Source organism: Stenotrophomonas sp. 57, assembly GCF_030291075.1.
Taxonomy (GTDB): Bacteria; Pseudomonadota; Gammaproteobacteria; order Xanthomonadales; family Xanthomonadaceae; genus Stenotrophomonas.
In genome coordinates, this window is the sequence record NZ_CP127407.1 from 1,731,255 (window position 1) to 1,755,569 (window position 24,315).

Annotated in this window: 24 protein-coding genes and 1 pseudogene; 18 read left to right on the forward strand and 7 right to left on the reverse strand. The window is 66.9% G+C overall.

The window, feature by feature from the left end; all coding sequences use genetic code 11:
- Positions 1 to 94: 94 nt before the first annotated feature.
- The 5 genes from QP512_RS08050 to QP512_RS08070 all read left to right on the forward strand — a co-directional run bounded on the left by QP512_RS08050 (position 95) and on the right by QP512_RS08070 (position 3,304).
- Positions 95 to 343, forward strand: coding sequence for a succinate dehydrogenase assembly factor 2 (locus tag QP512_RS08050; RefSeq protein WP_005409080.1), 249 nt, complete (start codon positions 95 to 97; stop codon positions 341 to 343).
- On the forward strand, positions 294 to 743 hold the full coding sequence (locus tag QP512_RS08055; protein WP_343229512.1) for a hypothetical protein: 450 nt from the start codon (positions 294 to 296) through the stop codon (positions 741 to 743). Before QP512_RS08050 ends, QP512_RS08055 begins: the two co-directional genes overlap by 50 nt.
- 23 nt (positions 744 to 766) lie before the next feature.
- Positions 767 to 2,008: a lipoprotein-releasing ABC transporter permease subunit gene (locus tag QP512_RS08060; RefSeq protein ID WP_286071643.1), complete on the forward strand. Its 1,242-nt coding sequence runs from the start codon at positions 767 to 769 to the stop codon at positions 2,006 to 2,008.
- On the forward strand, positions 2,001 to 2,714 hold the full coding sequence (gene lolD / locus QP512_RS08065) for a lipoprotein-releasing ABC transporter ATP-binding protein LolD (protein ID WP_014036806.1): 714 nt from the start codon (positions 2,001 to 2,003) through the stop codon (positions 2,712 to 2,714). The genes QP512_RS08060 and lolD overlap by 8 nt, the downstream gene beginning before the upstream one ends.
- A 140-nt stretch (positions 2,715 to 2,854) precedes the next feature.
- On the forward strand, positions 2,855 to 3,304 hold the full coding sequence (locus tag QP512_RS08070) for a DUF6491 family protein (RefSeq protein WP_286071644.1): 450 nt from the start codon (positions 2,855 to 2,857) through the stop codon (positions 3,302 to 3,304).
- A 74-nt stretch (positions 3,305 to 3,378) separates the two neighbouring features.
- Here QP512_RS08070 and QP512_RS08075 read toward each other — a convergent pair whose 3' ends face one another.
- The 3 genes from QP512_RS08075 to ftsY form a co-directional block, all read right to left on the reverse strand.
- A complete protein-coding gene (locus QP512_RS08075) occupies positions 3,379 to 3,648 on the reverse strand; it encodes an oxidative damage protection protein (protein ID WP_286071645.1) in 270 nt (89 codons plus the stop codon).
- A gap of 5 nt (positions 3,649 to 3,653) precedes the next feature.
- Positions 3,654 to 4,778 (reverse strand): A/G-specific adenine glycosylase, encoded by a 1,125-nt coding sequence (mutY, locus tag QP512_RS08080; RefSeq protein WP_286071646.1) that lies wholly within the window; start codon positions 4,776 to 4,778, stop codon positions 3,654 to 3,656.
- Between the two features lie 91 nt (positions 4,779 to 4,869).
- Positions 4,870 to 6,171 carry a signal recognition particle-docking protein FtsY gene (ftsY, locus tag QP512_RS08085; protein WP_286071647.1) on the reverse strand — a complete coding sequence of 434 codons (1,302 nt, stop codon included), beginning with the start codon at positions 6,169 to 6,171 and terminating at the stop codon, positions 4,870 to 4,872.
- Positions 6,172 to 6,300: 129 nt separating this feature from the next.
- Between ftsY and QP512_RS08090 the strand changes: the two genes are divergently transcribed.
- A complete protein-coding gene (locus QP512_RS08090; protein WP_286071648.1) occupies positions 6,301 to 6,600 on the forward strand; it encodes a hypothetical protein in 300 nt (99 codons plus the stop codon).
- Positions 6,601 to 6,768: 168 nt separating this feature from the next.
- Here QP512_RS08090 and htpG read toward each other — a convergent pair whose 3' ends face one another.
- Positions 6,769 to 8,661, reverse strand: a complete 1,893-nt coding sequence (gene htpG, locus QP512_RS08095; protein WP_286071649.1) for a molecular chaperone HtpG — start codon at positions 8,659 to 8,661, stop codon at positions 6,769 to 6,771.
- A gap of 504 nt (positions 8,662 to 9,165) precedes the next feature.
- Between htpG and rsmD the strand changes: the two genes are divergently transcribed.
- The 6 genes and pseudogenes from rsmD to QP512_RS08125 all read left to right on the forward strand — a co-directional run bounded on the left by rsmD (position 9,166) and on the right by QP512_RS08125 (position 14,063).
- On the forward strand, positions 9,166 to 9,831 hold the full coding sequence (rsmD, locus tag QP512_RS08100; RefSeq protein WP_345783111.1) for a 16S rRNA (guanine(966)-N(2))-methyltransferase RsmD: 666 nt from the start codon (positions 9,166 to 9,168) through the stop codon (positions 9,829 to 9,831).
- 26 nt (positions 9,832 to 9,857) lie between these two features.
- Positions 9,858 to 10,367 (forward strand): pantetheine-phosphate adenylyltransferase, encoded by a 510-nt coding sequence (gene coaD, locus QP512_RS08105; protein WP_010484372.1) that lies wholly within the window; start codon positions 9,858 to 9,860, stop codon positions 10,365 to 10,367.
- Positions 10,368 to 10,427: 60 nt separating this feature from the next.
- On the forward strand, positions 10,428 to 10,919 hold the full coding sequence (locus tag QP512_RS08110; protein ID WP_286071651.1) for a hypothetical protein: 492 nt from the start codon (positions 10,428 to 10,430) through the stop codon (positions 10,917 to 10,919).
- Between the two features lie 131 nt (positions 10,920 to 11,050).
- Positions 11,051 to 11,332 (forward strand): YfhL family 4Fe-4S dicluster ferredoxin, encoded by a 282-nt coding sequence (locus tag QP512_RS08115; RefSeq protein WP_010484376.1) that lies wholly within the window; start codon positions 11,051 to 11,053, stop codon positions 11,330 to 11,332.
- Between the two features lie 92 nt (positions 11,333 to 11,424).
- Positions 11,425 to 13,059: pseudogene (gene ggt, locus QP512_RS08120) on the forward strand (gamma-glutamyltransferase); the annotation flags it as partial.
- 116 nt (positions 13,060 to 13,175) lie between these two features.
- Entirely contained in the window at positions 13,176 to 14,063 is an 888-nt protein-coding gene (locus QP512_RS08125) for an MBL fold metallo-hydrolase (protein WP_286071652.1), read from the forward strand.
- A gap of 120 nt (positions 14,064 to 14,183) precedes the next feature.
- Here the strand turns inward: QP512_RS08125 and QP512_RS08130 are convergent, their stop codons facing one another.
- Together QP512_RS08130 and upp are read right to left on the reverse strand one after the other, a co-directional pair.
- Positions 14,184 to 14,477 (reverse strand): PsiF family protein, encoded by a 294-nt coding sequence (locus tag QP512_RS08130; protein ID WP_012479780.1) that lies wholly within the window; start codon positions 14,475 to 14,477, stop codon positions 14,184 to 14,186.
- 171 nt (positions 14,478 to 14,648) lie between these two features.
- Positions 14,649 to 15,281 carry a uracil phosphoribosyltransferase gene (gene upp / locus QP512_RS08135; protein WP_005409099.1) on the reverse strand — a complete coding sequence of 211 codons (633 nt, stop codon included), beginning with the start codon at positions 15,279 to 15,281 and terminating at the stop codon, positions 14,649 to 14,651.
- Between the two features lie 168 nt (positions 15,282 to 15,449).
- Here upp and QP512_RS08140 point away from each other — a divergent pair, with 168 nt between their 5' ends.
- Genes QP512_RS08140 through QP512_RS08155 form a run of 4 tightly spaced genes read left to right on the forward strand, consistent with a single transcriptional unit; the run spans position 15,450 to position 21,115 of the window.
- A complete protein-coding gene (locus QP512_RS08140) occupies positions 15,450 to 18,011 on the forward strand; it encodes a TonB-dependent receptor (RefSeq protein ID WP_286071653.1) in 2,562 nt (853 codons plus the stop codon).
- Between the two features lie 20 nt (positions 18,012 to 18,031).
- On the forward strand, positions 18,032 to 19,126 hold the full coding sequence (locus QP512_RS08145; protein WP_286072011.1) for a phytase: 1,095 nt from the start codon (positions 18,032 to 18,034) through the stop codon (positions 19,124 to 19,126).
- A 14-nt stretch (positions 19,127 to 19,140) separates the two neighbouring features.
- Positions 19,141 to 20,490 carry a metallophosphoesterase family protein gene (locus QP512_RS08150; RefSeq protein WP_286072012.1) on the forward strand — a complete coding sequence of 450 codons (1,350 nt, stop codon included), beginning with the start codon at positions 19,141 to 19,143 and terminating at the stop codon, positions 20,488 to 20,490.
- 10 nt (positions 20,491 to 20,500) lie between these two features.
- Positions 20,501 to 21,115 carry an inorganic diphosphatase gene (locus QP512_RS08155; RefSeq protein WP_286071654.1) on the forward strand — a complete coding sequence of 205 codons (615 nt, stop codon included), beginning with the start codon at positions 20,501 to 20,503 and terminating at the stop codon, positions 21,113 to 21,115.
- Between the two features lie 19 nt (positions 21,116 to 21,134).
- Here the strand turns inward: QP512_RS08155 and QP512_RS08160 are convergent, their stop codons facing one another.
- The gene (locus QP512_RS08160; RefSeq protein ID WP_286071655.1) at positions 21,135 to 21,719 is read right to left on the reverse strand and encodes a hypothetical protein; all 585 of its coding nucleotides are present in this window, start codon (positions 21,717 to 21,719) and stop codon (positions 21,135 to 21,137) included.
- Positions 21,720 to 21,829: 110 nt separating this feature from the next.
- On the opposite strand from QP512_RS08160, the gene QP512_RS08165 reads away from it, so the two are divergent.
- On the forward strand, positions 21,830 to 23,275 hold the full coding sequence (locus tag QP512_RS08165; RefSeq protein ID WP_286072013.1) for a deoxyribodipyrimidine photo-lyase: 1,446 nt from the start codon (positions 21,830 to 21,832) through the stop codon (positions 23,273 to 23,275).
- A gap of 111 nt (positions 23,276 to 23,386) precedes the next feature.
- Positions 23,387 to 24,082, forward strand: coding sequence for an OmpA family lipoprotein (locus QP512_RS08170; protein ID WP_005416156.1), 696 nt, complete (start codon positions 23,387 to 23,389; stop codon positions 24,080 to 24,082).
- Positions 24,083 to 24,315: the final 233 nt, after the last annotated feature.

Consider the following 24,315-nt stretch of genomic DNA (forward strand, 5'->3'; position numbering starts at 1 on the left):
CTCTGGCTGTACCCGGTAGAGCCACGCCACGCGTGGCCGCACCACATCAGTAGAGCCACGCCATGCGTGGCTTTGCTGTATCTGGAGAAGCACAATGGAAGAAGACGTTCTGCTGAAGAAGCTGCGCTGGCGGTGCCGCCGCGGCATGCGTGAGCTGGATCAGCTGTTCGGGCGCTACCTCGACCACGAATGGAGCACTGCGCCGACCGAAGAGCGCGAGGTTTTCCTGTTCCTGCTCGACTGCGAGGACGATAAGTTGTGGCGCTGGTTCATGGGCTACGAGGCCTGCCCGCATGCGCACGCGATCCCCCTCATGCAGAAGATCCTCGCCCTCAAGCCTTGAGTGGCGCCCGTCGCGCCTGCAGGCCGTCGCCCAACTGGTGGTGCTGTTGGCTGCGCCCTGGCTGCTGCACGCTTCGGACCTGCCGCCGCGGCTGATGATTCCCGCCGTGCTGCTGGCCTGGGCGGTTGGCCTTGCCGAAGGGCTGTGGCGGCTTCGCAGGCCGCGCCAGGGGGTGCTGCTGCCGCCCGCCCCCGCGCCGCTGCAGGTGGCGGGGCAGGACATCGACACACCGCAGCTGGTGGTGCGCGGCCCCTGGCTGCTGTTGCTCTGGCGTGAGGATCGGCGCCGCCGGCGCCTGCTGTTCTGGCCGGATGTGCTCGATTCCGGGCAGCGACGTGAACTGCGACTGGCCGTCGCCGCACGCAGCGTTTCCCGTCAGCCCCGGTCGATGGCACCATAAGCTGAATTGACCGGCGTGCCTGCATGTTCAAACCCATCCCCGTGGCCATCGGCCTGCGCTACCTGCGCGCCAAACGCCGCAACGGCTTCATCTCCTTCATCTCGATGGCATCGATCCTGGGCATCGCGCTCGGCGTCACGGTGCTGATCACCACCCTGGCGGTGATGAGCGGTTTCCAGAAGGAAATCCGCAGCCGCCTGCTGCAGATGACCGCGCACACCACCATCAGCCGCGACGGCGAGCCGATGCCGGACTGGATGCGGGTGGTCGAGGTGGCCAACAAGGATCCGCGCGTGGCCGGTGCCGCGCCGTACATCGAGATCCAGTCGATGATCAGCGGCCCGCGCGTGCAGGGCGCGATCATCCAGGGCATCGACCCGGCGCTTGAACCGAAGGTGTCGGTGATCGACAAGAAGATCACCAAGGGCAGCTATGACAGCCTCAAGCCGGGCAGCTTCAACGTGCTGCTGGGCAAGGAGCTGGCGATCTGGCTGGGCGTGGACGTTGGCGACCAGGTGCTGGTGACCTTTGCAGAAGTGCAGGGCACGCCTGCCGGCGCGGTGCCGCGGATGAAACGCTTCACCGTCAGTGGCATCTTCGAGGCCGGCTACAACGAGGTCGACCGAGGCGTCGGCTTCGCCAACATGCAGGACCTGGAGCGCGTACTGCGCAGCGACGGTGCCACCGGCGTGCGCCTGAAACTGCACGACATGGACCGCTCGCTGGAAGTGGGCGTGGATCTGGCGCAGAACCTCGGCGGTGCCTACCGCGTGAGCGACTGGACCCAGCAGAACGCCAATCTCTACCACTCGCTGCGCATGGAGAAGGTGGTGATGGGCATCCTGCTGTCGCTGATCATCGCCATGGGCGCCTTCAACCTGGTCTCCTCGCAGGTGATGCTGGTGACCGACAAGCAGGCCGACATCGCCATCCTGCGCACCCTCGGCCTCACGCCGGGCGGCGTGATGCAGGTGTTCATGGTGCAGGGCTCGCTGATCGGCATCTTCGGAACGCTGGCCGGCCTGATCGGTGGCATCACCCTGACCCTCAACCTGGAGCGCATCCTCGGCGCCATCGAGAGCGTGTTGAACGTCAAGCTGATGCCGGAGGATGTGTACTACATCACCGGCCTGCCGACCGACATGCAGACCGGCGACGTGGTGGCGATCACCGTGGTCGCACTGCTGATGAGCTTCCTGGCCACCCTGTATCCCGCCTGGCGGGCAGCACGCACCCAGCCGGCGGAGGCCCTGCGTTATGAATAAGGTCTTCAACCGCGGCGATGAAGTGATCCGCGCCGAAGCACTGGGCAAGACCTACGCCGAAGGGCGCATGCAGACCCCGGTGTTCGATGGCCTGGACCTGACCGTGACCGCCGGCGAGACGGTGGCGATCATCGGTGCCTCCGGCGCCGGCAAGAGCACGCTGCTGCATCTGCTGGGCGGCCTGGACATTCCGACCGCCGGCGAGGTCTACGTGACCGGCCAGCGCATGTCGGCGCTGTCGGACACCGCGCGTGGCCTGCTGCGCAACCAGGCATTGGGCTTCGTCTACCAGTTCCATCACCTGCTGCCGGAGTTCACCGCGCTGGAAAACGTGATGATGCCGGTGCTGCTGGCCGGCACCGCGGTGGCCGAGGCGAGCAGCCGCGCCACCACGCTGCTGGAAGCGGTCGGCCTGGGCCATCGCCTGGACCACAAGCCGGGTGAACTGTCCGGTGGCGAGCGCCAGCGCGCCGCCGTCGCGCGCGCACTGGTCAACCACCCGGCCTGCGTGCTGGGTGACGAGCCGACCGGCAACCTGGATGACCGCACCGCCGGTACTGTGTTCGAGCTGATGCTGGAGCTCAACCGCGCGCGCCATACCAGCCTGGTGCTGGTCACCCACGACCGCAGCCTGGCGCGTCGCCTGGACCGGGTGCTGGAGCTGCGCGAAGGGCGCCTGCACGCGCTGGCCCACGCCGACGTCTGAGTCGCTGGGCCAGCTTGGGTGGAAGCCGACCCTGATCGGCCATGGAAGCCGCCGACCAGCGGCTGAATGGGGCCGCCGGCCTTCGCGCCAGCGTTGCCCGGTCGGGCGCATGATGGCGACAGTTCCCCAAGGAGATCGCCATGAAGACCCCGCTTCTGCTGGCCGGCCTCTGTATGGCCCTGGCCGCCTGCGCCACCACCGGCCGGCTCAGCAGCGCCGAAAAGCTGGACCTGTACCGGGCCCACGCCGGTGCACCACAGAATGACATGCAGTTCTTCGGCAGCCTCAATGGCTGGACCGAGCTGGGTGCCAGCGCGCTGGCGGTCTGGACGCGACCCAGCGAAGCCTACCTGCTGGAATTGAACGGCCCCTGCCAGGATCTGCCGTATGCCACCGCCATCGGCCTGACCAGCCAGATGAACCGTGTCTCGGCGCGCTTCGACAAGGTGCTGGTGCGTGACCCTGCCGGCGGCCCGCGCATGCCGTGCTTCATCAACAGCATCCGCAAGCTGGACGTCAAGGCGCTGCGTGCTTCCGAACAGGAGCTGCGCCAGGCGCAGGTGCAGGAGCGCGAGGAAAACGCGAAATAGGGCGGTAGTGCCGGCCGCTGGCCGGCATCGCACGGATGCCAGGTTGCCGGCCAGCGGCCGGCACGACCTGTGGGTCAGGCTTCCGGAACGAAGCCTGCGGGCTTCTCCGCGTCCTTCTCGAACAGGAACTTGACCAGTTCGCCTTCAAGAGACGCGCGGTGCTCCGGCGTGCGCGGTGACAGCCGGTTCTCGTTGATCAGCATGGTCTGGTGGGCCAGCCACGCGGCCCAGGCCTGCTTGCCGATGTTGTTGAAGATGCGCTGGCCCAGCTCACCGGGGTAGGGCACGAAGTCCAGGCCCTCGGCATCGCGTTGTTCGTACTGGCAGAAGACGGTTCGGGGCATGGCACTCACTCGTGGTTGCGGGATTTCTTGGAGGTTCGTTTCGGGGTCTTGATCGTGGCGCCGTCGAGCAGCTTGCGGATCGGCGCCGGAAGGCCCAGCGCGGGCAGTTCGTCGGCAGCCACCCAGCGCAGCGTGGGTTCTTCCACGCGCAGGCCGTGTACCTGCCGCGACAGTACCTGCAGATGCAGCTTGTAGTGGCTGAAGGTGTGCTGCAGCACCGGCAGTTCGTCGGCATCTTCCAGCGAGCCGTCCACATGTGTGTCGAACCAGTCCTGCAGGTCGCTTCCCGTCTCGGCCTGCGGCAGCGTCCACAGCTGCGCCCAGATGCCGGTATCCGGCCGCTTCTGCAGCAGCACGCGCTGCTGGGCGTCGCGCAGCAGCAGGGCGACCGCTTCGCGTTCGGGCAGGGTCTTGCTGGGCTTGGGCGTCGGCAACTCAGCGGTGCGGCCTTCGCGGCGTGCCACGCAGTCGTCCTGCAGCGGGCAGATCACGCATGCCGGCTTGGCCCGACTGCAGACGGTGGCGCCCAGGTCCATCTGCGCCTGGGTGTAATCGGCCATGCGTCCGGCCGGAACCTGTGCCACGTGCGCCTCGGCGATGGCCCACAACTGCTTCTCGATGGCCGGCAGGCCGGGGAAGCCGTCGATGCCGTGGTAACGGCTCAGCACGCGCTTGACGTTGCCATCGAGGATCGCGAGCGGGTCGTTCCAGGCTTGGCTGAGGATCGCACCGGCGGTGCTGCGGCCGATGCCGGGCAGGGCGTGCAGCGCCTCGAAATCACGCGGCAGGTCGCCCTCGTGCAGTTCGACGCAGCGCTTGGCTGCCGCGTGCAGGTTGCGGGCGCGAGCGTAGTAGCCAAGCCCGGCCCACTGCGCCATCACCGCGTCGTTGCTGGCAGCGGCAAGGTCGGGCAGGGTCGGGAAGTGCTGCAGGAACCGCTGGAAATACGGCATGACCGTGGCCACCTGGGTCTGCTGCAGCATGATCTCCGACAGCCAGACCCGGTAGGGGCTGCGCGGGTGCTGCCAGGGGAGGTCGTGGCGGCCGTGGTCGTCGAACCAGTGCAGCAGGCGGGCGACGAAGCCGTCGTGCTGGGCAGTGTCGGCGCTGGCGTGCGGCTGGCGGGGCATCGGCGTTCCAGAGAGGCAGCCAGCCGTGGGTTCACCCTCGTAGCGCCACCCCAGGGGTGGCTGCACCAGAGTGCGGTGGCTGCACGGTATATCAGGCACCCAGCGCTTCAGGCAGCAGGGCGTCGACGAAGGCTTCCGGATCGAACACGCGCAGGTCTTCCGGGCGCTCGCCGATGCCGGCAAAGCGGATCGGAATGCCGAACTCGCGGGCCAGCGCGAACACCACGCCGCCCTTGGCAGTGCCGTCCAGCTTGGTCACCACCAGGCCGGTCACGTTCACCGCAGCATTGAACTGGCGCAGCTGCGACAGCGCGTTCTGGCCGGTGGTGCCGTCGATCACCATCAGCACTTCATGCGGCGCGGTGGGGTCGATCTTGCCGAGCACGCGGCGGATCTTGCCCAGTTCGTTCATCAGGCCGGACTGGGTGTGCAGGCGGCCGGCGGTATCGGCAATCAGCACGGAGGTACCGCGGGCCTTGCCGGCCTGCAGCGCGTCGAACGCCACCGAAGCGGCATCGGCGTTCTGACCCTGGGCGACCACGGCCACGCCATTGCGCTCGCCCCAGGCCTGCAGCTGGGCCACGGCCGCGGCACGGAAGGTATCGCCGGCGGCCAGCATCAGGCTGTGGCCATCATCCTTGAAGCGCTTGGCCAGCTTGCCGATGGTGGTCGTCTTGCCGACGCCGTTGACGCCGACGGTGAGCACCACGAAGGGCTTGGCATTGCGGTCGATCACCAGCGGCTTGGCCACCGGCTGCAGGATCGCGATCAGCTCGGCGCGCAGCGCGGCCAGCAGCGCATTGGCATCGGCGAACTCGCGCGACTTCATGCGCCTGCGCAGGCCTTCGACCAGGTCGGTGGTGGCGCCGACGCCGACGTCAGCGGTGATCAGTGCGGTTTCCAGCTCGTCCAGCAGGTCGTCGTCGAGCTTGGGGTTGCGCGAGAACAGGCCGCCGAAGCTGCGGGCGATGACACTGTTGCGCAGGCGCTCGCGCCAGCCGGGCTTGCCGGCCGGAGCGGGCACGGCGTCGACCGACGCGGCGGCGGGCAGGTCGTCGGCGACCGGGGCCGGGGCGGACTCAGGTACCGGTGCGGGTTCGATGGCCGCAGGCGCGATGGGAGCAACGTCGATCGGCGCCGGAGCTGCCGGAACCGGTGCGGCTGGAGCCGGAATCACCGGTGTGGGCGCGACAGCGACCGGAACGACGGCTGCGGGGGACGGCTCGACCGGTGCAGGCTCGGCCGGTACGGCTACAGGAGCCGGCTGCTTGTCCTCGACCGGCGCGGCCGACGGAAACGCCGCCGCCAGCTCTTCAGCCGAGTAGTGCTGGGTCTTGGGTGCCTCCGCTGCGGGGGCATCCTGGGGCTTCTTGCGGCGGAAAAAACTGAGCATTGGCAAAAGGCGCTGAAATCAGAGGGATATGCTACCACTCGGGCCTGTCGGGCCGATGTGGACTCAAGGTCGCGGCCCATCGGCCGTTAACCGGTCCGGAGGGCTGCGCAGTGCGGCCCGGAGACCGCCATGAACAACGTGATGGGAACGGCACGCAGTGGCATGCGTGCAGCCCAGCAGGGCGTGCAGCTGGCCGCGCACAACGTGGCCAATCTGGCGACCCCGGATGCCCAGCGCCTGCAGCTGCAGCGTAGTGCGGTGGAGCAGGGCGGAGTGCAGGCCTCGGTGACCCCTGCCGGCGCCGATGTCAGTGCACCGCTGGGAGATCTGCTGGCAGCGAAAGCCGAAGTGGTGGCCTTCGCCGCCAATGCCACGGTGATCCGCCGCCAGGACCAGATGCTGGGCTCGCTGCTGGATCGCGAAGCCTGAGCCCCCTCGGCAGGCGCCAACCGCCGCCCCTGGTGGGTGCCAACCCTGGCTGGCATGCTTGACCTGCCCTGGTAGGTGCCAACCTTGGTTGGCACGCTTTTGGGGCGCCAACCAAGGTGGGCCTCTACCAAGGCACCGCCGGGCCATGCCCGGCGACCACCGCCTCGATCAGGCCGACAGCTCCAGCAGCAGTTTGTTCAGGCGCGCCACGTAGGCGCCCGGGTCCTTCAGGCTGTCACCGGCGGCCAGCGCGGCCTGGTCGAACAGCACCCGGCCCAGATCGTCGAAACGTGCGCCATCGCCTTCGGCATCCAGCTTGGCGATCAGCGGGTGGCCCGGGTTGATCTCCAGCACCGGCTTGCTGTCGGGCACCTTCTGCCCGCTGGCCTCTAGGATCTGCCGCATCTGCAGGCCCAGGTCCTGTTCGCCAATGGCCAGCACCGCCGGCGAATCGGTCAGGCGGTGCGACACGCGCACCTCGGCCACGTCATCGCCCAGCACCGTCTTCAGGCGCTCCACCAGGGCCTGCTTGTCCTTGGCGGCGGCTTCCTGTTCCTGCTTGTCCGCTTCGGTCTCCAGCGCGCCCAGGTCGAGGTCGCCACGGGCGATGTCAACGAAGCCCTTGCCGTCGAAATCGGTCAGGTAGCCCATCAGCCACTCGTCGATGCGGTCGGTCAGCAGTAGCACTTCCACGCCCTTCTTGCGGAACACTTCCAGGTGCGGGCTGTTGCGCACCTGGCTGTAGCTCTCGCCGGTCAGGTAATAGATCTTGTCCTGGCCTTCGGCCATGCGGCCGATGTAGTCGGCCAGCGACACGGTCTGCGCATCGGCGTCGCCACGGGTGGAGGCGAAGCGCAGCAGGCCGGCCACCTTCTCGCGGTTGTTGTAGTCCTCGGCCGGGCCTTCCTTCAGCACCTGGCCGAATTCCTTCCAGAACGTGGCGTACTGCTCGGGCTTGTCGGTGGCCAGCTTCTCCAGCATGTCCAGCGAGCGCTTGGTCAGCGCGGCCTTCATCGAGTCGATGACCGGACCGGACTGCAGGATCTCGCGCGAGACGTTCAGCGACAGGTCGTTGGAATCAACCACGCCCTTGATGAAGCGCAGGTACAGCGGCAGGAACTGCTCGGCCTGGTCCATTACGAACACGCGCTGCACGTAAAGCTTGAGGCCCTTGGGCGCGTCGCGGTGGTACAGGTCGAACGGCGCGCGGCCGGGCACGTACAGCAGCGAGGTGTACTCCAGCTTGCCTTCGACCTTGTTGTGGCTCCACGCCAGCGGGTCGCTGTGGTCGTGCGCGACGTGCTTGTAGAACTCGGTGTACTCGGCGTCACTGATCTCGGTGCGCGGGCGGGTCCAGAGCGCGCTGGCGCGGTTGACGGTTTCCCATTCGACAGCAGCGCCTTCTTCGCCGCCTTCCTTCGGCATCTGGATCGGCAGGCCGATGTGGTCCGAGTACTTCTTCAGGATGCTGCGCAGGCGCCAGCCATCGGCGAAGTCATGCTCGCCTTCCTTCAGGTGCAGCACGATGCGGGTGCCGCGCTCGGCCTTGTCGACGGTGGCTACCTCGAAATCGCCTTCGCCGCGCGAGGTCCAGCGCACGCCTTCGCCGGCAGCCAGGCCGGCGCGGCGCGAGGTCACTTCCACTTCGTCGGCAACGATGAAGGCGCTGTAGAAGCCGACGCCGAACTGGCCGATCAGCTGCGAATCCTTCTTCTGGTCGCCGGACAGCTGGCGCAGGAAGTCGCCGGTACCGGACTTTGCAATCGTGCCGAGGTGGGCGATGGCTTCGGCGCGGCTCATGCCGATGCCGTTGTCTTCGATGGTGATGGTGTGGGCGGCGGGATCGAAGCTGACGCGCACGCGCAGTTCGCTGTCGCCTTCCAGCAGGGCCGGCTGGGTCAGGGCCTCGAAGCGCAGCTTGTCGGCGGCGTCGGCAGCGTTGGAGACCAGCTCGCGGAGGAAGATCTCCTTGTTGGAGTACAGCGAGTGGATCATCAGCTGCAGCAGCTGCTTGACTTCGGTCTGGAAGCCAAGGGTTTCGGTCTGGGTGGTCTCGGTCATCGATTAAGGCTCCATGTGCAATGCCGCGCCAGCGCGTGCGGCCTCGCCAAGGGGTAGGGATGATTGTCCCGAAATCAAGGGGGGTGTTCTGGCAGGGCGGCGCCCTGCACCCACAGAGGCCAGGGCAACGGCAACGGCCGAAGCAACAGCAACAGCCGAAGCAACAGCAACAGCTGGCGTTCCTTGGGATGGCGGGGCGGTGCGGGTTGGCAGGACACGCCGTGAACCCGTCCCTGGGGGCTCGATGGCGCCATCCATGGCGCCAACGGTCCTGCCAACCCACACCGCCCCGCCTCTGACGGGTTCACTCGGCGGTTGGTAGGTGTCGACCTTGGTCGACACATCTGTCAGATATCGAAATAAAACTGGCCTGTATGTCGAGCATCGGATCGCGTCTGGGGCGGAGCCCCCTGAGTCAGGGGGCGGCCGCGAAGCGGCGGGGGGGGGGAAGCTGGTAAGTGGGGCCCGCGTTTCGCGCAGCGAAGCGTGGGAGCGACAGCGCGCATGCGTTGGCGCGTCCCCGGGCGCCGCCCGGACGACTACAATCCCGCTCATGCTGAAATTCTCGAATACCTCCCGCCGGGGGCGCCGGTGAGCGGCCGTGGGGGCACTGACGGCCAGGTCCGCATCATCGGCGGGCGCTGGCGCAATACCCGCTTGCCTGTGCCGACCCTGCCGGGGCTTCGGCCCAGCAGCGACCGCGTGCGCGAGACCCTGTTCAACTGGCTGATGCCCAAGCTGGGCGGTGCACGGGTGCTGGACCTGTTCGCAGGCAGTGGCGCGCTGGGCCTGGAAGCGGTGTCGCGCGGTGCCGCCCACGCCACCCTGGTCGAGCGTGATGCTCAGCTGGGCCGCAATCTGACCGCTGCCGTAGCCAAGCTGCAGGCCAGCGACCAGATCACCGTGGTGCAGGCCGATGCCCTGCGCTGGCTGCAGGGCGCGCCGGCGCAGCAGGCCGACCTGGTCTTCATTGACCCGCCGTTCGCCGATGGCCTGTGGCAGGACGTGCTGGCGCAGCTGCCCCGGCACCTGGCTGCCGACGCCTGGCTGTACCTGGAGTCGCCGGCCGGTCACGCGCCGGCGCTGCCGCCGGACTGGCTGCTGCACCGCGAGGGCGGTACCCGCGAGGTGCGCTTTGCCCTGTACCGCCGTGCCACTGCTACACTTTGACCTCATCTGAACATCTGCATCCGCCCATGACCGTGGCCAACCGCCGCATTGCCGTCTACCCCGGCACGTTCGACCCGATCACCAATGGTCATATCGACCTGGTCAGCCGGGCCGCGCCGCTGTTTGAAAAGGTCGTGGTGGGCGTGGCGCAGAGCCCGTCCAAGGGCCCGGCGCTGCCGCTGGAACAGCGCGTGCAGCTGGCGCGTGGCGCACTCGGCCACCACAGCAACGTCGAGGTCATCGGCTTCGACACTCTGCTGGCGCATTTCGTGCGCTCGGTCCAGGGCGGGGTGCTGCTGCGCGGCCTGCGCGCGGTGTCCGACTTCGAGTACGAGTTCCAGATGGCCAGCATGAACCGTCACCTGATCCCCGAGGTCGAGACCCTGTTCCTGACCCCGGCCGAGCAGCACAGCTTCATTTCGTCCTCGCTGGTCCGCGAGATCGCGCGCCTGGGCGGCGACGTGTCCGGCTTCGTGCCGGCCGCGGTGCTCGAAGCCCTGCGCAAGGTCCGCGAAGCGAAGGCGGCACAGTCCTAAGCCCTGCTGTACCCGCACCCCATTACGTACAACACCACGCACCATTCCGGGAGGAAACCCATGAACACCACCATGCGCGCGATGATGATCGCTTCGTTGGCCCTGGCCTTCACCGCCTGCAAGAAGGAAGAGGCCGCTCCGGTCGACGAGGCCAAGCAGGCCCTGGTCGCCCCGTCCAAGGATGACGATGCAGGCTGGAAGAAGTACCTGCAGGAAGTGGCCATCCAGAACATGGGCAACATCACAAACAGCCCGTTCCTGTACTACCTCTCGCCGGAATCGGACCCGGACTTCCAGGCCAAGTACGAGCGCCAGACCGAGAGCGCGACCCAGGCCGTGGCCCGTGGCGTGCAGCCGGGCAACATGCTGGCCTTCGGTTCGTCGGCCTCGGGCAAGATGGCTGACATGATCCAGACCGTCTTCAAGGACGTGTCGCCGGATTCGATGAAGGGCGTGCGCGTCGTATTCATCGGCCAGTCGGCCGACAACGCCCGCGTGCAGGCAGCCGTGCAGCCGACCGGCGCCGAGTACATTTTCGTCGAAGCCAAGTAAGACCGAGCCGTGGCGGCCACGCTGCGGCGTGGCCCGGGCGGCATCCTGCAGGGGTGCCGCTGATGACCTGACCGTTCCGCGCGCCCGCGCGGGGCGGTCCTTGTCCCAAGGCGCGGGCGAGGAGTATCGCCATGTCGCTGAAAATCAATGAGCTCTGCGTCAACTGTGACGTCTGCGAGCCGGCCTGCCCGAACCAGGCCATTTCGATGGGTGAAACCATCTACGTGATCGACCCTGCGCGCTGTACCGAATGCGTGGGTCATTTCGACGAACCGCAGTGCGTGGTCGTCTGCCCGGTCGAATGCATCGACCCGGACCCGGAGATCGTGGAAACGGAAGACCAGCTGCTGGCCAAGCTGCGCCAGTTGCAGCACGATCACCCCGAACTCTACGCGGAGCCCCCATCCGAATGAAGACGCTGATCGTCCGCCCCCTGTTGCTGCTCGGCCTGCTGCTGAGCCCGATGGTCTGGGCCGACAGCCCGGCCCGTGCCGAGCGCCCCGATGGCGCGGCCATTGCCAGTGGCCATGCGCTGGCCACCCAGGCCGGCATCGACATCCTGGCGCAGGGCGGCAATGCCTTCGATGCCGCGGTGGCGGTGTCGTCCACGCTGGCGGTGGTCGAGCCGATCAGCTCCGGCCTGGGCGGCGGGGGCTTCTTCCTGCTGCATGACGCGGCCACCGGCAAGGACGTGATGCTGGACGCGCGCGAGACCGCGCCGGCCGCCGCCACGCCGCAGGCCTTTCTCGACAAGCAGGGCAACCTGGACCGCGACCGCTCGGTAAACGGGGCCTGGTCGGCCGGTATTCCGGGCCTGCCCGCAGCGCTGGTCGAGCTGTCGGCCAAGCACGGCAAGCTGCCGCTGTCTGCATCGCTGCAGCCGGCGATCCGCATCGCGCGCGAAGGCTTCCCGGTGTACGACCGCATGGCCAAGGGCTATGCGTCGCGCCGCGAAGTGATGGAACGCTATCCCGGCACCCGTGAGGTCTACCTGCGCAACGGCAAGCCGATCGCCACCGGTGACCTGTTCAAGCAGCCGGAACTGGCGCAGACGCTGGAACGCCTGGCGATGGGTGGCTTCGATGGCTTCTACAAGGGCCAGACCGGAAAGCTGCTGTTGGCCGGCGTGAAGCAGGCGGGCGGCAAGTGGACCGCTGAAGAGCTGGCCGGCTACCGGGTGAAGCAGCGCGAGCCGATCGTCTTCAACTACAACGGCTGGAAGATCACCACCGCGCCGCCGCCGTCGTCCGGTGGCATCGCGCTGGCCAGCATGCTGCAGATCCTGGAAGGCTGGGACATCAAGCAGATGGACCCGGCACACCGCACCCACCTGGTGGTGGAATCGATGCGCCGCGCCTACCGCGACCGCACCTTCTTCCTCGGCGATCCGGACTTCGTGCAGATCCCGCAGAAGGTGCTGACCAGCAAGGACTACGCGCAGGGCCTGCGCGCTACCATCCATCCGGAGAAGGCCACGCCCAGCGACCTGCTGTCGGGCAACCCGACGCCGCTGGAAGACGACGAGACCACGCACTTCTCGATCATCGACCGCGATGGCAACCGCGTCGGCGCCACCCAGACCGTCAACCTGCTGTACGGCTCGGGGCTTATTCCGAAGGGCACCGGCGTGCTGCTGAACAACGAGATGGACGACTTCGCGCTGAAGCCGGGCACGCCCAATGCGTTCGGCGTGATGGGCTACGAGGCCAATGCGCCGAAGCCGGGCAAACGCATGCTCAGCTCGATGACGCCCACCTTCATGGAAAACAGCGACAAGGTGATCGTGCTGGGCACCCCGGGTGGCAGCCGCATCATCACCATGGTGTTGCTGGGCATCCTCGGTTACGACGCCGGCCTGGATGCGCAGCAGGTTGCCGCGCTGCCGCGTTACCACCACCAGTGGCTGCCGGACCTGATCGAAGCCGAGGACGATGCGTTCGACGCGGCGACGGTGAAGCAGCTGCAGGCGATGGGCCACAAGATCGACCTGCCGGGCAATGTCGCCGCGGGCGGCCGCGGTTCCAGCCACGTCTGGGGCAACCTGCAGACGGTGGAATGGGACCGCAAGGCCAATAGGCTGTTCGGCGGCAGCGACCCGCGCAATCCGGTGGGCAGCGCCCAGGTCGTTCCGGCCCGCTGATGCGGTAGTACCGGCCGTTGGCCGGCTATGTGGCAGATCACCAGGACCCCGCCACGGCGGGGTTTTCCGTTTGCCTTCTAGCGATTATTTAACGGTCCGGCGCCGATAATCCACGCATGAAACTCTGGTCTATTCGTGGAAACTCGCAGCGCCTTGATGGCGGCGCGATGTTCGGGAACGCGCCGCGCGCGTTGTGGGAAAAATGGGCGGCACCGGACGAGCTCAATCGCATCGAGCTGGCTTGCCGCGCACTGCTTGCCAGTCCGCTGGAAGGCAAGACGGTGCTGTTCGAAACCGGTATCGGGGCGTTTTTCGACCCGCGCATGCGCGAGCGTTACGGCGTGCAGGAAAGCCAGCACGTGCTGATCGATTCTCTGCGCGAGGCCGGCTTCGAGCACGAGGATATCGACGTGGTGGTGCTCAGCCACCTGCACTTCGACCATGCCGGTGGCCTGTTGGCGGCGTGGAGCGAAGGGCGTCAGCCGGAGCTGCTGTTCCCCAACGCGACCTACGTGGTGGGTGCGCAGCATTGGCAACGCGCCATGCAGCCGCATCCGCGCGACCGGGCCAGCTTCATTCCGGAGCTGCCTGGCCTGCTGCAGGCCAGCGGCCGCCTGGAAGTGGTGGACGGCGAGTGTTCCAAAGCCCTGGGCCGCAGCGTGCGCTTCAGCTACAGCGATGGGCATACGCCGGGGCTGATGCTGGCCGAGATCGTCGGCCACGCGCACGCCGGCGAGGTTGCGCACGGTGGGGTGGTGTTCTGTGCGGACCTGATTCCCGGTCGCTCATGGGTGCACGTGCCGATCACCATGGGCTACGACCGCAACGCCGAACTGCTGATCGACGAGAAGCGGCAGTTCCTCGAAGACAAGCTGGCGCGCAACGTACATCTGTTCTTCACCCACGACCCGCAGGTGGCGCTGGCGCAGCTGGGCCGCGATGACAAAGGCCGTTTCGTGACCCTGCACGAGCAGGGCGAACTGAAGGCGTGCGCGCTGGGGTGAGGGGTGTCGTCGGCAGGGCTTGCAGCCCCGCCTCTGACGGTTGGCTGCGATCTGTCGGGGTCGGATCCCGTTGCTGCGCAACGGGCTCTGACCCCATTTGATTGATCTGGACGAGCGATGCTACGAGGCCTTCAGGCAGCTGCTCATGAAGGTTTTGCGCGCATCACCGGCCAGCTTCTTGGCACCCGCGTCAGCGTTGCACTTGCGCATGCGTTCCTGCTGCGCATTGGCCGGCTTGGCTTCGGCGGCGTGGCCACTGAGGCAGGAACTCTGCGCGGTCTTGTAGGCGTCACCCTTCAGGCCCTTGTTCTTTGCCGAGCAGTCGGCCATGCGCTGCTGCTGCGGCGTGGTGGCATTGGCGGCCAAGGGCAGGCTGACCAGCAGGACAGCGGCCAGCAGGAATGAAGCTTTCATCGGGGACACTCCAAGCGGTGGCGGGTGCGCGGAGCATTGGCCTGCTGGCAGCAAGGCCACGTGAAGATTGCTGCCCCGGCCGCCGCAGCCGGCCTGTAGTACAGCGCTTGGGGTAGCGCCTGGGGTCAGATCCCTTTCGGCACGAAAGGGCTCTGACCCCGGTTCGCCGGATCAACCGACGCGGGTACCGAAGATGCGATCGCCGGCATCGCCCAGGCCCGGCAGGATGTAGCCCTTGTCGTTGAGCTGGGCATCGATGGCCGCGGTGTAGATCTCCACGTCCGGGTGCACGGCCTTGACCGCCTCGATGCCTTCCGGCGCGGCCACCAGGAAGATGCCCTTGATGCGGCGGGCACCGGCACGCTTGAGCATGTCGATGGTGGCGATCAGGGTGCCGCCGGTGGCAAGCATCGGGTCCAGGATCAGCGCATCGCGCTCTTCCAGTCGGCCGGTCAGGCGCTCGAAGTAGGGCACCGGCTGCAGGGTTTCCTCATCGCGCTGCAGGCCGACCACGCTGACCCGGGCGGCCGGGATCAGCGACAGCACGCCGCTGAGCATGCCCAGGCCAGCGCGCAGGATCGGCACCACGGTGATCTTGGCACCCGCGATGCGCTGCACGGTGACCGGACCGGCCCAACCGGGCAGGGTGTGCGGTTCGGTGTCCAGGTCGGCGGTGGCCTCATAGGCCAGCAGGGTGCCCAGCTCGTTGGCCAGTTCGCGGAAATCCTTGGTGCTGAGCGCGGCGTTGCGCATCAGGCCGATCTTGTGCTGCACCAGCGGGTGGCGCACTTCGACGATCTTCATGGTCGGGAAGGGGAAGAAGGAGAGAGGCCGCCATTTTGCCGGATTGGCCGCCCAACCCCAAACCAGCGCCGGAGGTGGCCTGCATGAAATGTGCAGATCGGTGTCACGGCCATGCAACCTTGCGGACATACCGTGCAGACCCATTCTTAACAGGAATGGGGATTCCCAGTGCATATCAAGACTCCGTTGGCCGTTGCCATCAGCCTGACCCTGGCGATGGGGGCTGCGGCACCGCTGCAGGCCGCCGGGCAGCAGGCGGTCGCCGCCACCGGCGCGGTGGCCACCGATGCGGTCGACCTGGACCGCATCGAAGTGCGCGCCCAGCTCGAATCGCAGATCCGTGCGGTGGACCTCAAGCGCAGCAGCGACGCGATCGAGGACGCGGTGTCCTCCGATGCCCTGGGCCAGTACCCGGACAAGAACGTGGCCGAATCGCTGCAGCGCCTGCCGGGCATCAGCGTCACCCGCGACCAGGGCGAGGGCCGCTTCGTGGTCATTCGTGGCCTGGATGCCAATCTCAACAGTGTAAGCGTGGATGGCATCGCCGTGGGCACGCCGGAGGATTCCAGTCGCGCCGCCCCGCTGGACGTCATCCCGTCCGATTCCACCGAGCGCCTGCGCGTGGTCAAGTCGCCCACGCCGGACATGCCCGGCGATGCCATCGGCGGCGCCGTGCTGGTGGAATCGGCTTCGGCCTTTGACCGCGACGGCCGCAGCCTGCGCGGCAAGATCGAAGGCAGCCACCAGCAGCTGTCCGGCGAGACCAGTCCGAAGGCGGCCTTCAACTACAGCGAAGTGTTCAACGACACCTTCGGCGTGGCGCTGGGCGTGAACTATCAGAAGCGCAAGTTCGAGTCGGACAACACCGAAGTGGAGTACGACGGCGAGGATGACGCCGCACCTGGCGACGTCACCGCGATCAACCTGCAGCACCGCAAGTATGAGATCGAGCGCAAGCGCATCGGCGCCAACCTCAACCTCGACTGGCGCCCGAACGAAGACAGCAGGTACTACCTGCGCACGCTGTACAGCCAGTTCGACGATGCCGAAACCCGCCAGCGTGTGATCTTCAACTTCGACGACGCCAAGATGGTCAAGACCGGTACCGATCAGTACCGCCTGGACGGCATGCCTAAGGATTCGATCGACAAGCGCATGCGCTATCGCACCAAGAAGGAGAACACCTTCGCGGCCAGCCTGGGCGGTGAGAACACGCTGACCAACGCGGTGGTCGACTACAAGGTGGGCTACACCCGCACCGAGGAGCGGGTGAATGACGAGATGGAAGCGCGCTTCAAGCTCAACGGCAAGGCCTTCAATGGCACGCTTGACCAGAGCAGCCGCCTGCCCAGCTACAGTTTCGACAATCCGCAGTGGCTGGACAACAGCAACTATGCCTTCGACCGCTTCGTGCTCTCGCCCAAGCAGGTGAATGACAAGGAACACAGCGCGCAGGTCAACGTGCGTTTCGACGGCGACAGCGGCAGCATCAAGATCGGCCTGCTGGGCCGCTGGCGCGACCGCGACGTCAACGTCGACGAGAACGAACTGCGCGTCGGCCCCAAGGTCGCTCTGTCGAGCTGGAGCACCTCCTCGCCCGAACACCGCCACGGCACCTTGGGCGACGGCATGGACTCGGCGGCGATGCGCGCGTTCTGGGCGGCCAATGGCAGCCAGTACAGCGCCCGCCCCCAGGACATTGGCGGCAACGCGATGACCTCGCTGGAAGAAGACTACGTGGCCAGCGAGGACATCTTTGCCAGCTACGCGATGGGCACCTGGGACATCGGTGCACTGCGCATCATCGGCGGCGTGCGCGTGGAGAACACCCAGTTCAAGGCGACCGGGAACCAGGTGGACGCGGCGGCCAACGGCCGCAGCTTCACCGTCACCCCGCGCGTGGCCAACAGCAGCTACACCAACGTGCTGCCGGGCCTGCAACTGCGCTACGACGCCGCAGACGATTGGGTGCTGCGTGCCTCGGCCAACAAGACCGTATCTCGCCCCTCGTTCGGTGACATTTCACCGCGCGTGGGCTACAGCCGGGGTGACGAGGAAGTGCGTCTGGGCAATCCGGAACTGGACCCGTACGAATCGAAGAACATCGACCTGTCGGTGGAGAAGTACATCGGCACCAGCGGCATCGTCTCGCTGGGCCTGTTCCACAAGTCGATCGACGGCTACATCGTGGAAACCGTGCGCACCAATGATCCGGCCTATGGCGGTTTCGACGTGACCCAGCCGATCAACGGCCGCAAGGCCACCGTGCGTGGTGCCGAGTTCAACTGGCAGCAGCAGCTGGCCTTCCTGCCTTCCGGCCTGGATGGACTGCTGGTCGGTGCCAGCGGCACCTGGCTGGACACCACGTTCGATGCCGGCATCAAGGACCGCTCAGGCGAGGACTTCACCCTGCCGCGTGCCTCCAAGCACGTCTACAGTGCCCATATCGGCTATGAGAAGTACGGTCTGAGTACGCGGCTGGCGGCGGTATACCGCAGCGAGTACCTGGACAGCATCGGCAAGGGCCGCGCCTTCGACATCTACGTTGCGCCGAATACCCAGCTCGACTTCTCGCTGGACTACAAGTTCACCCCGCGCGTGAGCATGTACCTGGAAGCACAGAACCTGCTGGACAAGCCGCTTGAGCTGTACCAGGGCACGCGCTCGCGCACCCTGCAGATGGAAGAGTATGGCCGTACCTACGCGCTGGGCCTGAAGGTGGCACTGTGACGGGGCGTCGCATCACCGTCATGGCCGCGGCGCTGGCGGCTGCCCTGCTGGCGGGCTGCACGCCGGCCGCCGGCATTGATCCGGCCGCGGCCACGACCACGGCGAAGGCCACCGCCGGTCGCACGGTCGTTACCATCGCCGAGGCGTTTCTTTCGCCGATGACGCCAGCGGACAACATTGATTCGCCGGCCGCCTGGCGTGCACCCGACGGAAAGCTGTGGCTGATCGCCACTGCCAAGGCCACCGACAAGCTGGTGGTCTACGACGGCAGCACCGGCCAGCACCTGCGCGACGTCGGCAGCAGCGGCACCGCGCCAGGGCAGTTCGACCGCCCAAACGGCATCGCGGTGACCGACGATCTGCTGTGGGTCGTGGAGCGCGACAATCACCGCGTACAGGTGCTGGGCCTGCCGGACTTCACCCCGCTGGCGACCTTCGCTGCGGACGACCTGCGCAAGCCGTACGGGCTGTGGGTCGACCGCCGTGCCGATGGCTACAGCGTCTACGTCACCGACTCCTGGGACAACGGCGAGGATGCACAGGGTCGTGACATCCTGCCGCCGCTGGCGGAGCTGGACAAGCGCGTGCGCCAGTACCAGGTGACCCGCGACGGTGCGAAGGTCGAAGCGAAACGTGTGGCCAGCATTGGTGACACCAGTGAGGCGGGTGCCCTGCGCGTGGTCGAATCGATCTGGGGCGACCCCGAGAACGACCGCCTGCTGATCGCTGAGGAGGACGAGAGCTACGCCAGCGAGTTCAAGGTCTACACGCTGGCGGGGCGTTTCACCGGCACCACCTTCGGGCGTGATGTGTTCAAGGCACAGGCCGAAGGCGTGACCCTGCGCACCTGTGGCAAGGACGGCTGGTGGATCACCACCGAACAGGGCAAGCAGCGCAGCGTGTTCCACCTGTTCGATCGCCATACCCTGAAGCCGGTGGGCGCATTCCAGGGCAATACCGTGGCCAACACCGACGGCATCTGGATGATGCAGCAACCCAGCGCACGCTTCCCGCACGGTGCGCTGTACGCGGTGCACGACGACCAGGGCGTGGTGGCGTTTGACTGGGAAAGCATCGCCAAGCAGCTGGCGCTGCCGCTGGAGTGTGGCGCATGAGCCGGCCTTGCGTGATGTACACGCTGGTGTTGGGCCTGCTGTTGGCCGTGCCGTCGCTGTCGTTCGCCGCGGCTGAACCGAACACCCAGGTTCCTGCGGGCAGCCGCCATTACGCGGCAACCACGGTGCCTGACCGCATCGTGGCTTCGCCTGCAGTCGATCCCAGCCACGGTTTCGCCGTGGCATGGCGCACCGATGGCAGCGTGCAGGCGCCGCTGCTGGAGATTGCCATCGCCGGTGATTCACCGGCCATCGAAGGCATCCGGCAGGCGCGTGCCACGACACGCGCGCTGCAGACCGAGAACGGGCTGTCGCACCACCACCGCGCCGACATCGGCGGCCTGCAACCGGATACCCAGTACGTCTATCGCGTGCAGGGCAATGGCAGCTGGAGCGCCTGGAACCAGCTGCGCACGCTGGCCGCCGCCGACCAGCCGCTGACCCTGCTGTACTTCGGCGACACCCAGAACAAGAACGTCAGCCATGTCAGCCGGGTAGTGCGTGCCGCGCTGAAGGCTGCACCGCAGGCGCGGATGAGCCTGTTTGCCGGCGATCTGGTCAGCGGCGGCGACAACATGGATGACAGCGAGTGGGGCGAGTGGTTTGCTGCGACCAGCTGGCTGGCGCAGGAAACGCTGGTGGCGCCTGCGATCGGCAACCACGAGTACTTCGAGGAGTTCGAGGACACGCCGCAGGAGCGCCGCGTGCTGGGCAAGCATTGGCCGGTCACGTTCGCGCTGCCGGGCAATGGCGCCAGCGCCGCACAGCAGACCAGCTACTGGTTCGATGCGCAGGGCGTGCGCGTGGCGGTGGTCGATGGCACGTCGGCACTCGATCTGGGCACCGCCAAGGCACAGGCACAATGGCTGGACAAGGTGCTGACCGGCAATCCGCAGCCATGGACCCTCGTGCTGCTGCACCAGCCGTTCTATTCGCCGCGCGAAGGACGCGAGAACGCTGCGCTGCGCGACGTGCTGCTGCCGGTGGTGCGCCGCCACAACGTCGATCTGGTGCTGCAGGGCCACGATCACACCTACGGTCGCCGTGGCGAAGGGCAGGCCGCGCCGCCACAGTACGTGGTGACCGTGGCGGGGCCAAAGCAGTACCGTCTCTCTGACGAGGCACGAAAGACGATGGATCCGGTGGCCGAGGATACCCAGTTGTTCCAGGTGCTGCACATCGACCCACAGCACCTGCGCTATGAGGCGCGTACCGTGACCGGTCGTCTCTACGATGCCTTCGAGCTGCGTCGCGATGCCAAGGGGGGCAAGCAGCGCACGGAGCTGACTGAAGGCCGCATTACGCCACGCGACTGCCCGCGCGCACAGACCGCCAAGGGTCGTACCGACCGCTGCTGGGAATGAGGAGATGCCGATGACCACGCCCCACCGCATCCTGCCGTTCGCCGCCATCGGCGCTGCCCTGCTGTTGCTGGCCAGTACGGTGACCGCTGCCGATTCCGTGCTGCATCCCTTCCTGGCGGCGCAGCCGAAGCAGGCACCGCAGGAAGTGAATCTGGCGGTGGAGATTCCGGCAGGGAGCTTCACCAAGTACGAAATCAAGGAAGACGGCCTGATGCATGTGGATCGTTTCCAGTCGATGCCGGTCGCCTATCCGGCCAACTACGGTTCGATGCCGCGCACGTTGGCGGGCGACAACGATCCGCTGGACGCCCTGGTGCTGACCCGCGAACCCCTGCATCCGGGCGTGATCGTGCGCTTCCGGCCAATCGGCTACCTGAAGATGATCGACGGCGGTGAGCACGACGAGAAGATCATCGGCGTGCCGACCGACAAGGTGGATCCGACCTACGCCAACATCCGCGATCTGAAGGATCTGCCGGAGATCGAACGGCAGCGCATCGAAGCGTTCTTCCGGGTCTACAAGGACCTGCCGGCCGGGCGCAACCCGGTGCAGCTCAACGGATGGGGCAACGCTGCCGAGGCGCGGGCGCTGATCAGCGAGGCGATGCAGCGCTTCGAAAAGTAGAACCAGGCCCTGCGTGGATTCACCCCATCAGCGATTGAATGAAGCTCTCAGCGTCCAGGCGGTTGCCCAGCACCTGCGCAACCGCCTGCAACGCCGCTTCCTCATGCACGGCGCGGATGCCGCCATCGTCGTCATCGTTGTAGAGGTCGTCACCCGCATCCAGATACACGGTGCCGGCGGCCACCAGCGCGGCCACCAGAATCGGCACGTCGGCGGCGATCTCGCCGGCATCCAGCAGGCCGGCACCGTGATGGCTGAACAGCACACGGCCGTCATCCAGGTCGAGGATGAACGGATCGGCGCCGCGATCGGCAATCACCAGCCAGTTCGATGGCCAGTTGTCGATCGGCTCGCCGCTGACGCCATGCCAGCGATAGCCGGCCTGGTGACCCCACAGACGCCGCAGCGGCGGTATCCAGACATCGAGGCCCGGAAGGGTGATGCCGGCATTGCCCACCTTCGCATTGATCTCATGACCCAGCGGTCCCACCTGCGCGTAGAACCGCGCCAGTACAGGCGGCAGCGGGAAAGGACCCTGCCAGTCACCCTCGTGCTGGGCCCGTAGCAGGCCGAAGCGGGCGAATGGGGCATGCAGATCATCCATGTCAGGGTCCAGCGAGGGGGCGGCCCGGCAGCCTAGCAGAGGGTGTCTGCGTGCAGCGCCTTCACCACCGCTGGCTATCATGTCCGCCTTCAACAACAAAGGCGGTGTCTGTGTCGGTAGCGTTGGTATGGTTCCGCTGTGATCTGCGGCTGCAGGACAATCCGGCCCTGCAGGCCGCGCTGGATGCAGGGCACGACGTAGTGCCGGTCTACATCCATGCGCCGCACGAAGAAGGCGAGTGGGCGCCGGGCGCGGCCTCCGATGCGTGGCGCCATCGTTCCCTGGCCGCGTTGGATGCGGGTCTGCGCGCGCGCGGTTCCTCGCTGGTGCTGCGCAGCGGTGACAGCCTGCCGACGCTGCAGGCCCTGATCGAGCAGACCGGCGCCGAAGCCGTGTACTGGAACCGCAAGTACGAGCCTGCGACCCAGCCACGCGATGCCACCATCAAGCGCACGCTGCGTGAGCAGGGCATCGACGCGCAGAGCTGCAATGGCAGCCTGTTGTTCGAGCCCTGGGATATCGCCACCCAGCAGGGACAGCCGTACAAGGTATTCACCCCGTACTGGCGCAACGTACTCAGCCATTGGCGTTTGCCAGCATTGCAGGCCGCGCCGGAGACGCTGCCGGCACATTCGGTCGACAGCCTCGTACTGGATGATCTCCAGCTGGCACCGACGCTGGACTGGGACACCGGCTTCTGGGAGCACTGGCAGCCGGGCGAAACCGGTGCGCTGGAGGCGCTGTCGGTATTCAAGGACGGCGCGCTGCGCGGCTACCGCGAACAGCGTGACCTCCCGGACCGTGTCGGCACCTCGCGGCTGTCGCCGCACCTGCATTTCGGCGAAATCGCACCCTGGCGCATCGCCCGTGCGCTGGAGGGCTTACGCAACGCCGGCACCGACGCCGACATCGATGGCTACCTGCGCCAACTGGGCTGGCGCGACTTTGCCTACCACCTGCTGCATCACTTCCCGAAGACGCCGACCGACAACCTCAACCCGCGCTTTGACCGCTTTCCGTGGGCAGACCCCAGTGCCACGCAGCTGCACGACTGGCAGCGCGGGAACACCGGTGTGCCGATCGTCGATGCCGGTCTGCGCGAGCTGTGGCACACCGGCTACATGCACAACCGGGTGCGGATGATCGTTGCCAGCTACCTGTGCAAGCACCTGCGTGCGCACTGGCTGCACGGCGCGCGCTGGTTCTGGGACACCCTGGTCGATGCCGACCTGGCCAACAACACGATGGGCTGGCAGTGGGTGGCAGGGACCGGCGCAGATGCCGCACCCTACTTCCGCGTCTTCAACCCGGTCACCCAGGCCGAGAAGTTCGATCCGCAGGCCCGTTACATCAGCCGTTGGGTACCCGAGCTGGCGGCGCTGCCGGTGAAGGCACGCTTTGCGCCCTGGCAGCATCCGCTGCTGCTGGCCGCACACGCACCGGACTATCCGCGCACGCCGCTGGTGGATCTGGCTGCGGGCCGCGACGCCGCGCTGGCGGCTTACCGCCAGTCGGGGGCGGGGGTAAAGGGCGACCTGAGCGATCCGGTCAGTTAGCTGAACGCGGGCCTGTCATCGGGCGGGATCATCATCCCGACATCGCATTTGCCTGTTTATTCTCTTTGCGCCCGCAAGCCGTCGGCCCGACCGGAAACCAAGGAGAACCCCATGATCCGCAACACCACCCGCAACGTCGCACTGGCCCTGATGAGTGCGGCCGTCCTGTCGGCCTGCGCCACCGGCGGCTCCTATGTGCAGAGTGACCAGTACGGCAACCCGACCGAGCAGCAGAACCGCACCGGCCGCAATGCGCTGATCGGTACCGCCATCGGCGTGGCCGCCGGCCTGCTCACCGGCGACAGCGCCACCGAGCGCCGCCAGCACGCGCTGATCGGCGCAGGTATCGGCGCGCTCAGCGGCGCCGCCGTCGGCCAGTACCAGGATCGCCAGGAACGCGCCCTGCGTGAGCGCACTGCCAATACCGGCATCGATGTGCAGCGCCAGGGCGACAACATCATGCTGAACCTGCCGGACGGCATCACCTTCGACTTCGGCAAGGCGACCCTGAAGCCGCAGTTCTACGGCTCGCTCAATGGCGTCGCCGGTACGCTGCGTGAGTACAACCAGACCATGATCGAAGTGGTCGGCCACACCGACAGCATCGGCAGCGACGCTGTGAACAACCGACTGTCGAAGGAACGCGCCGACTCGGTCGCCCAGTACCTGATCGGCCAGGGCGTGCAGAGCGTGCGTATCGAAACCCTGGGCGCCGGCAAGGCGTATCCGATTGCCGACAACAGCACCGACGCCGGCCGTGCAAAGAACCGCCGCGTCGAGATCCGCGTGATTCCGCTGAAGCAGTAACGCGCAGCGTTACAGTTCCGGCGTAGCCGGAACGAAAATGCCGCCCTTGCAGGCGGCATTTTTGCAGGTGCCGAGCGTGCTCGGCACGCCGATAGCGTTCCCGTTCGCGGCTTGTGCGAACGGCGCCGGCCAAGGTCGGCATCTACCGGAAGCCAGTCATAGCCGGACCGAAAATGCCGCCCTTGCAGGCGGCATTTTTGTAGGTGCCGAGCTTGCCCGGCACGCCGATGGCT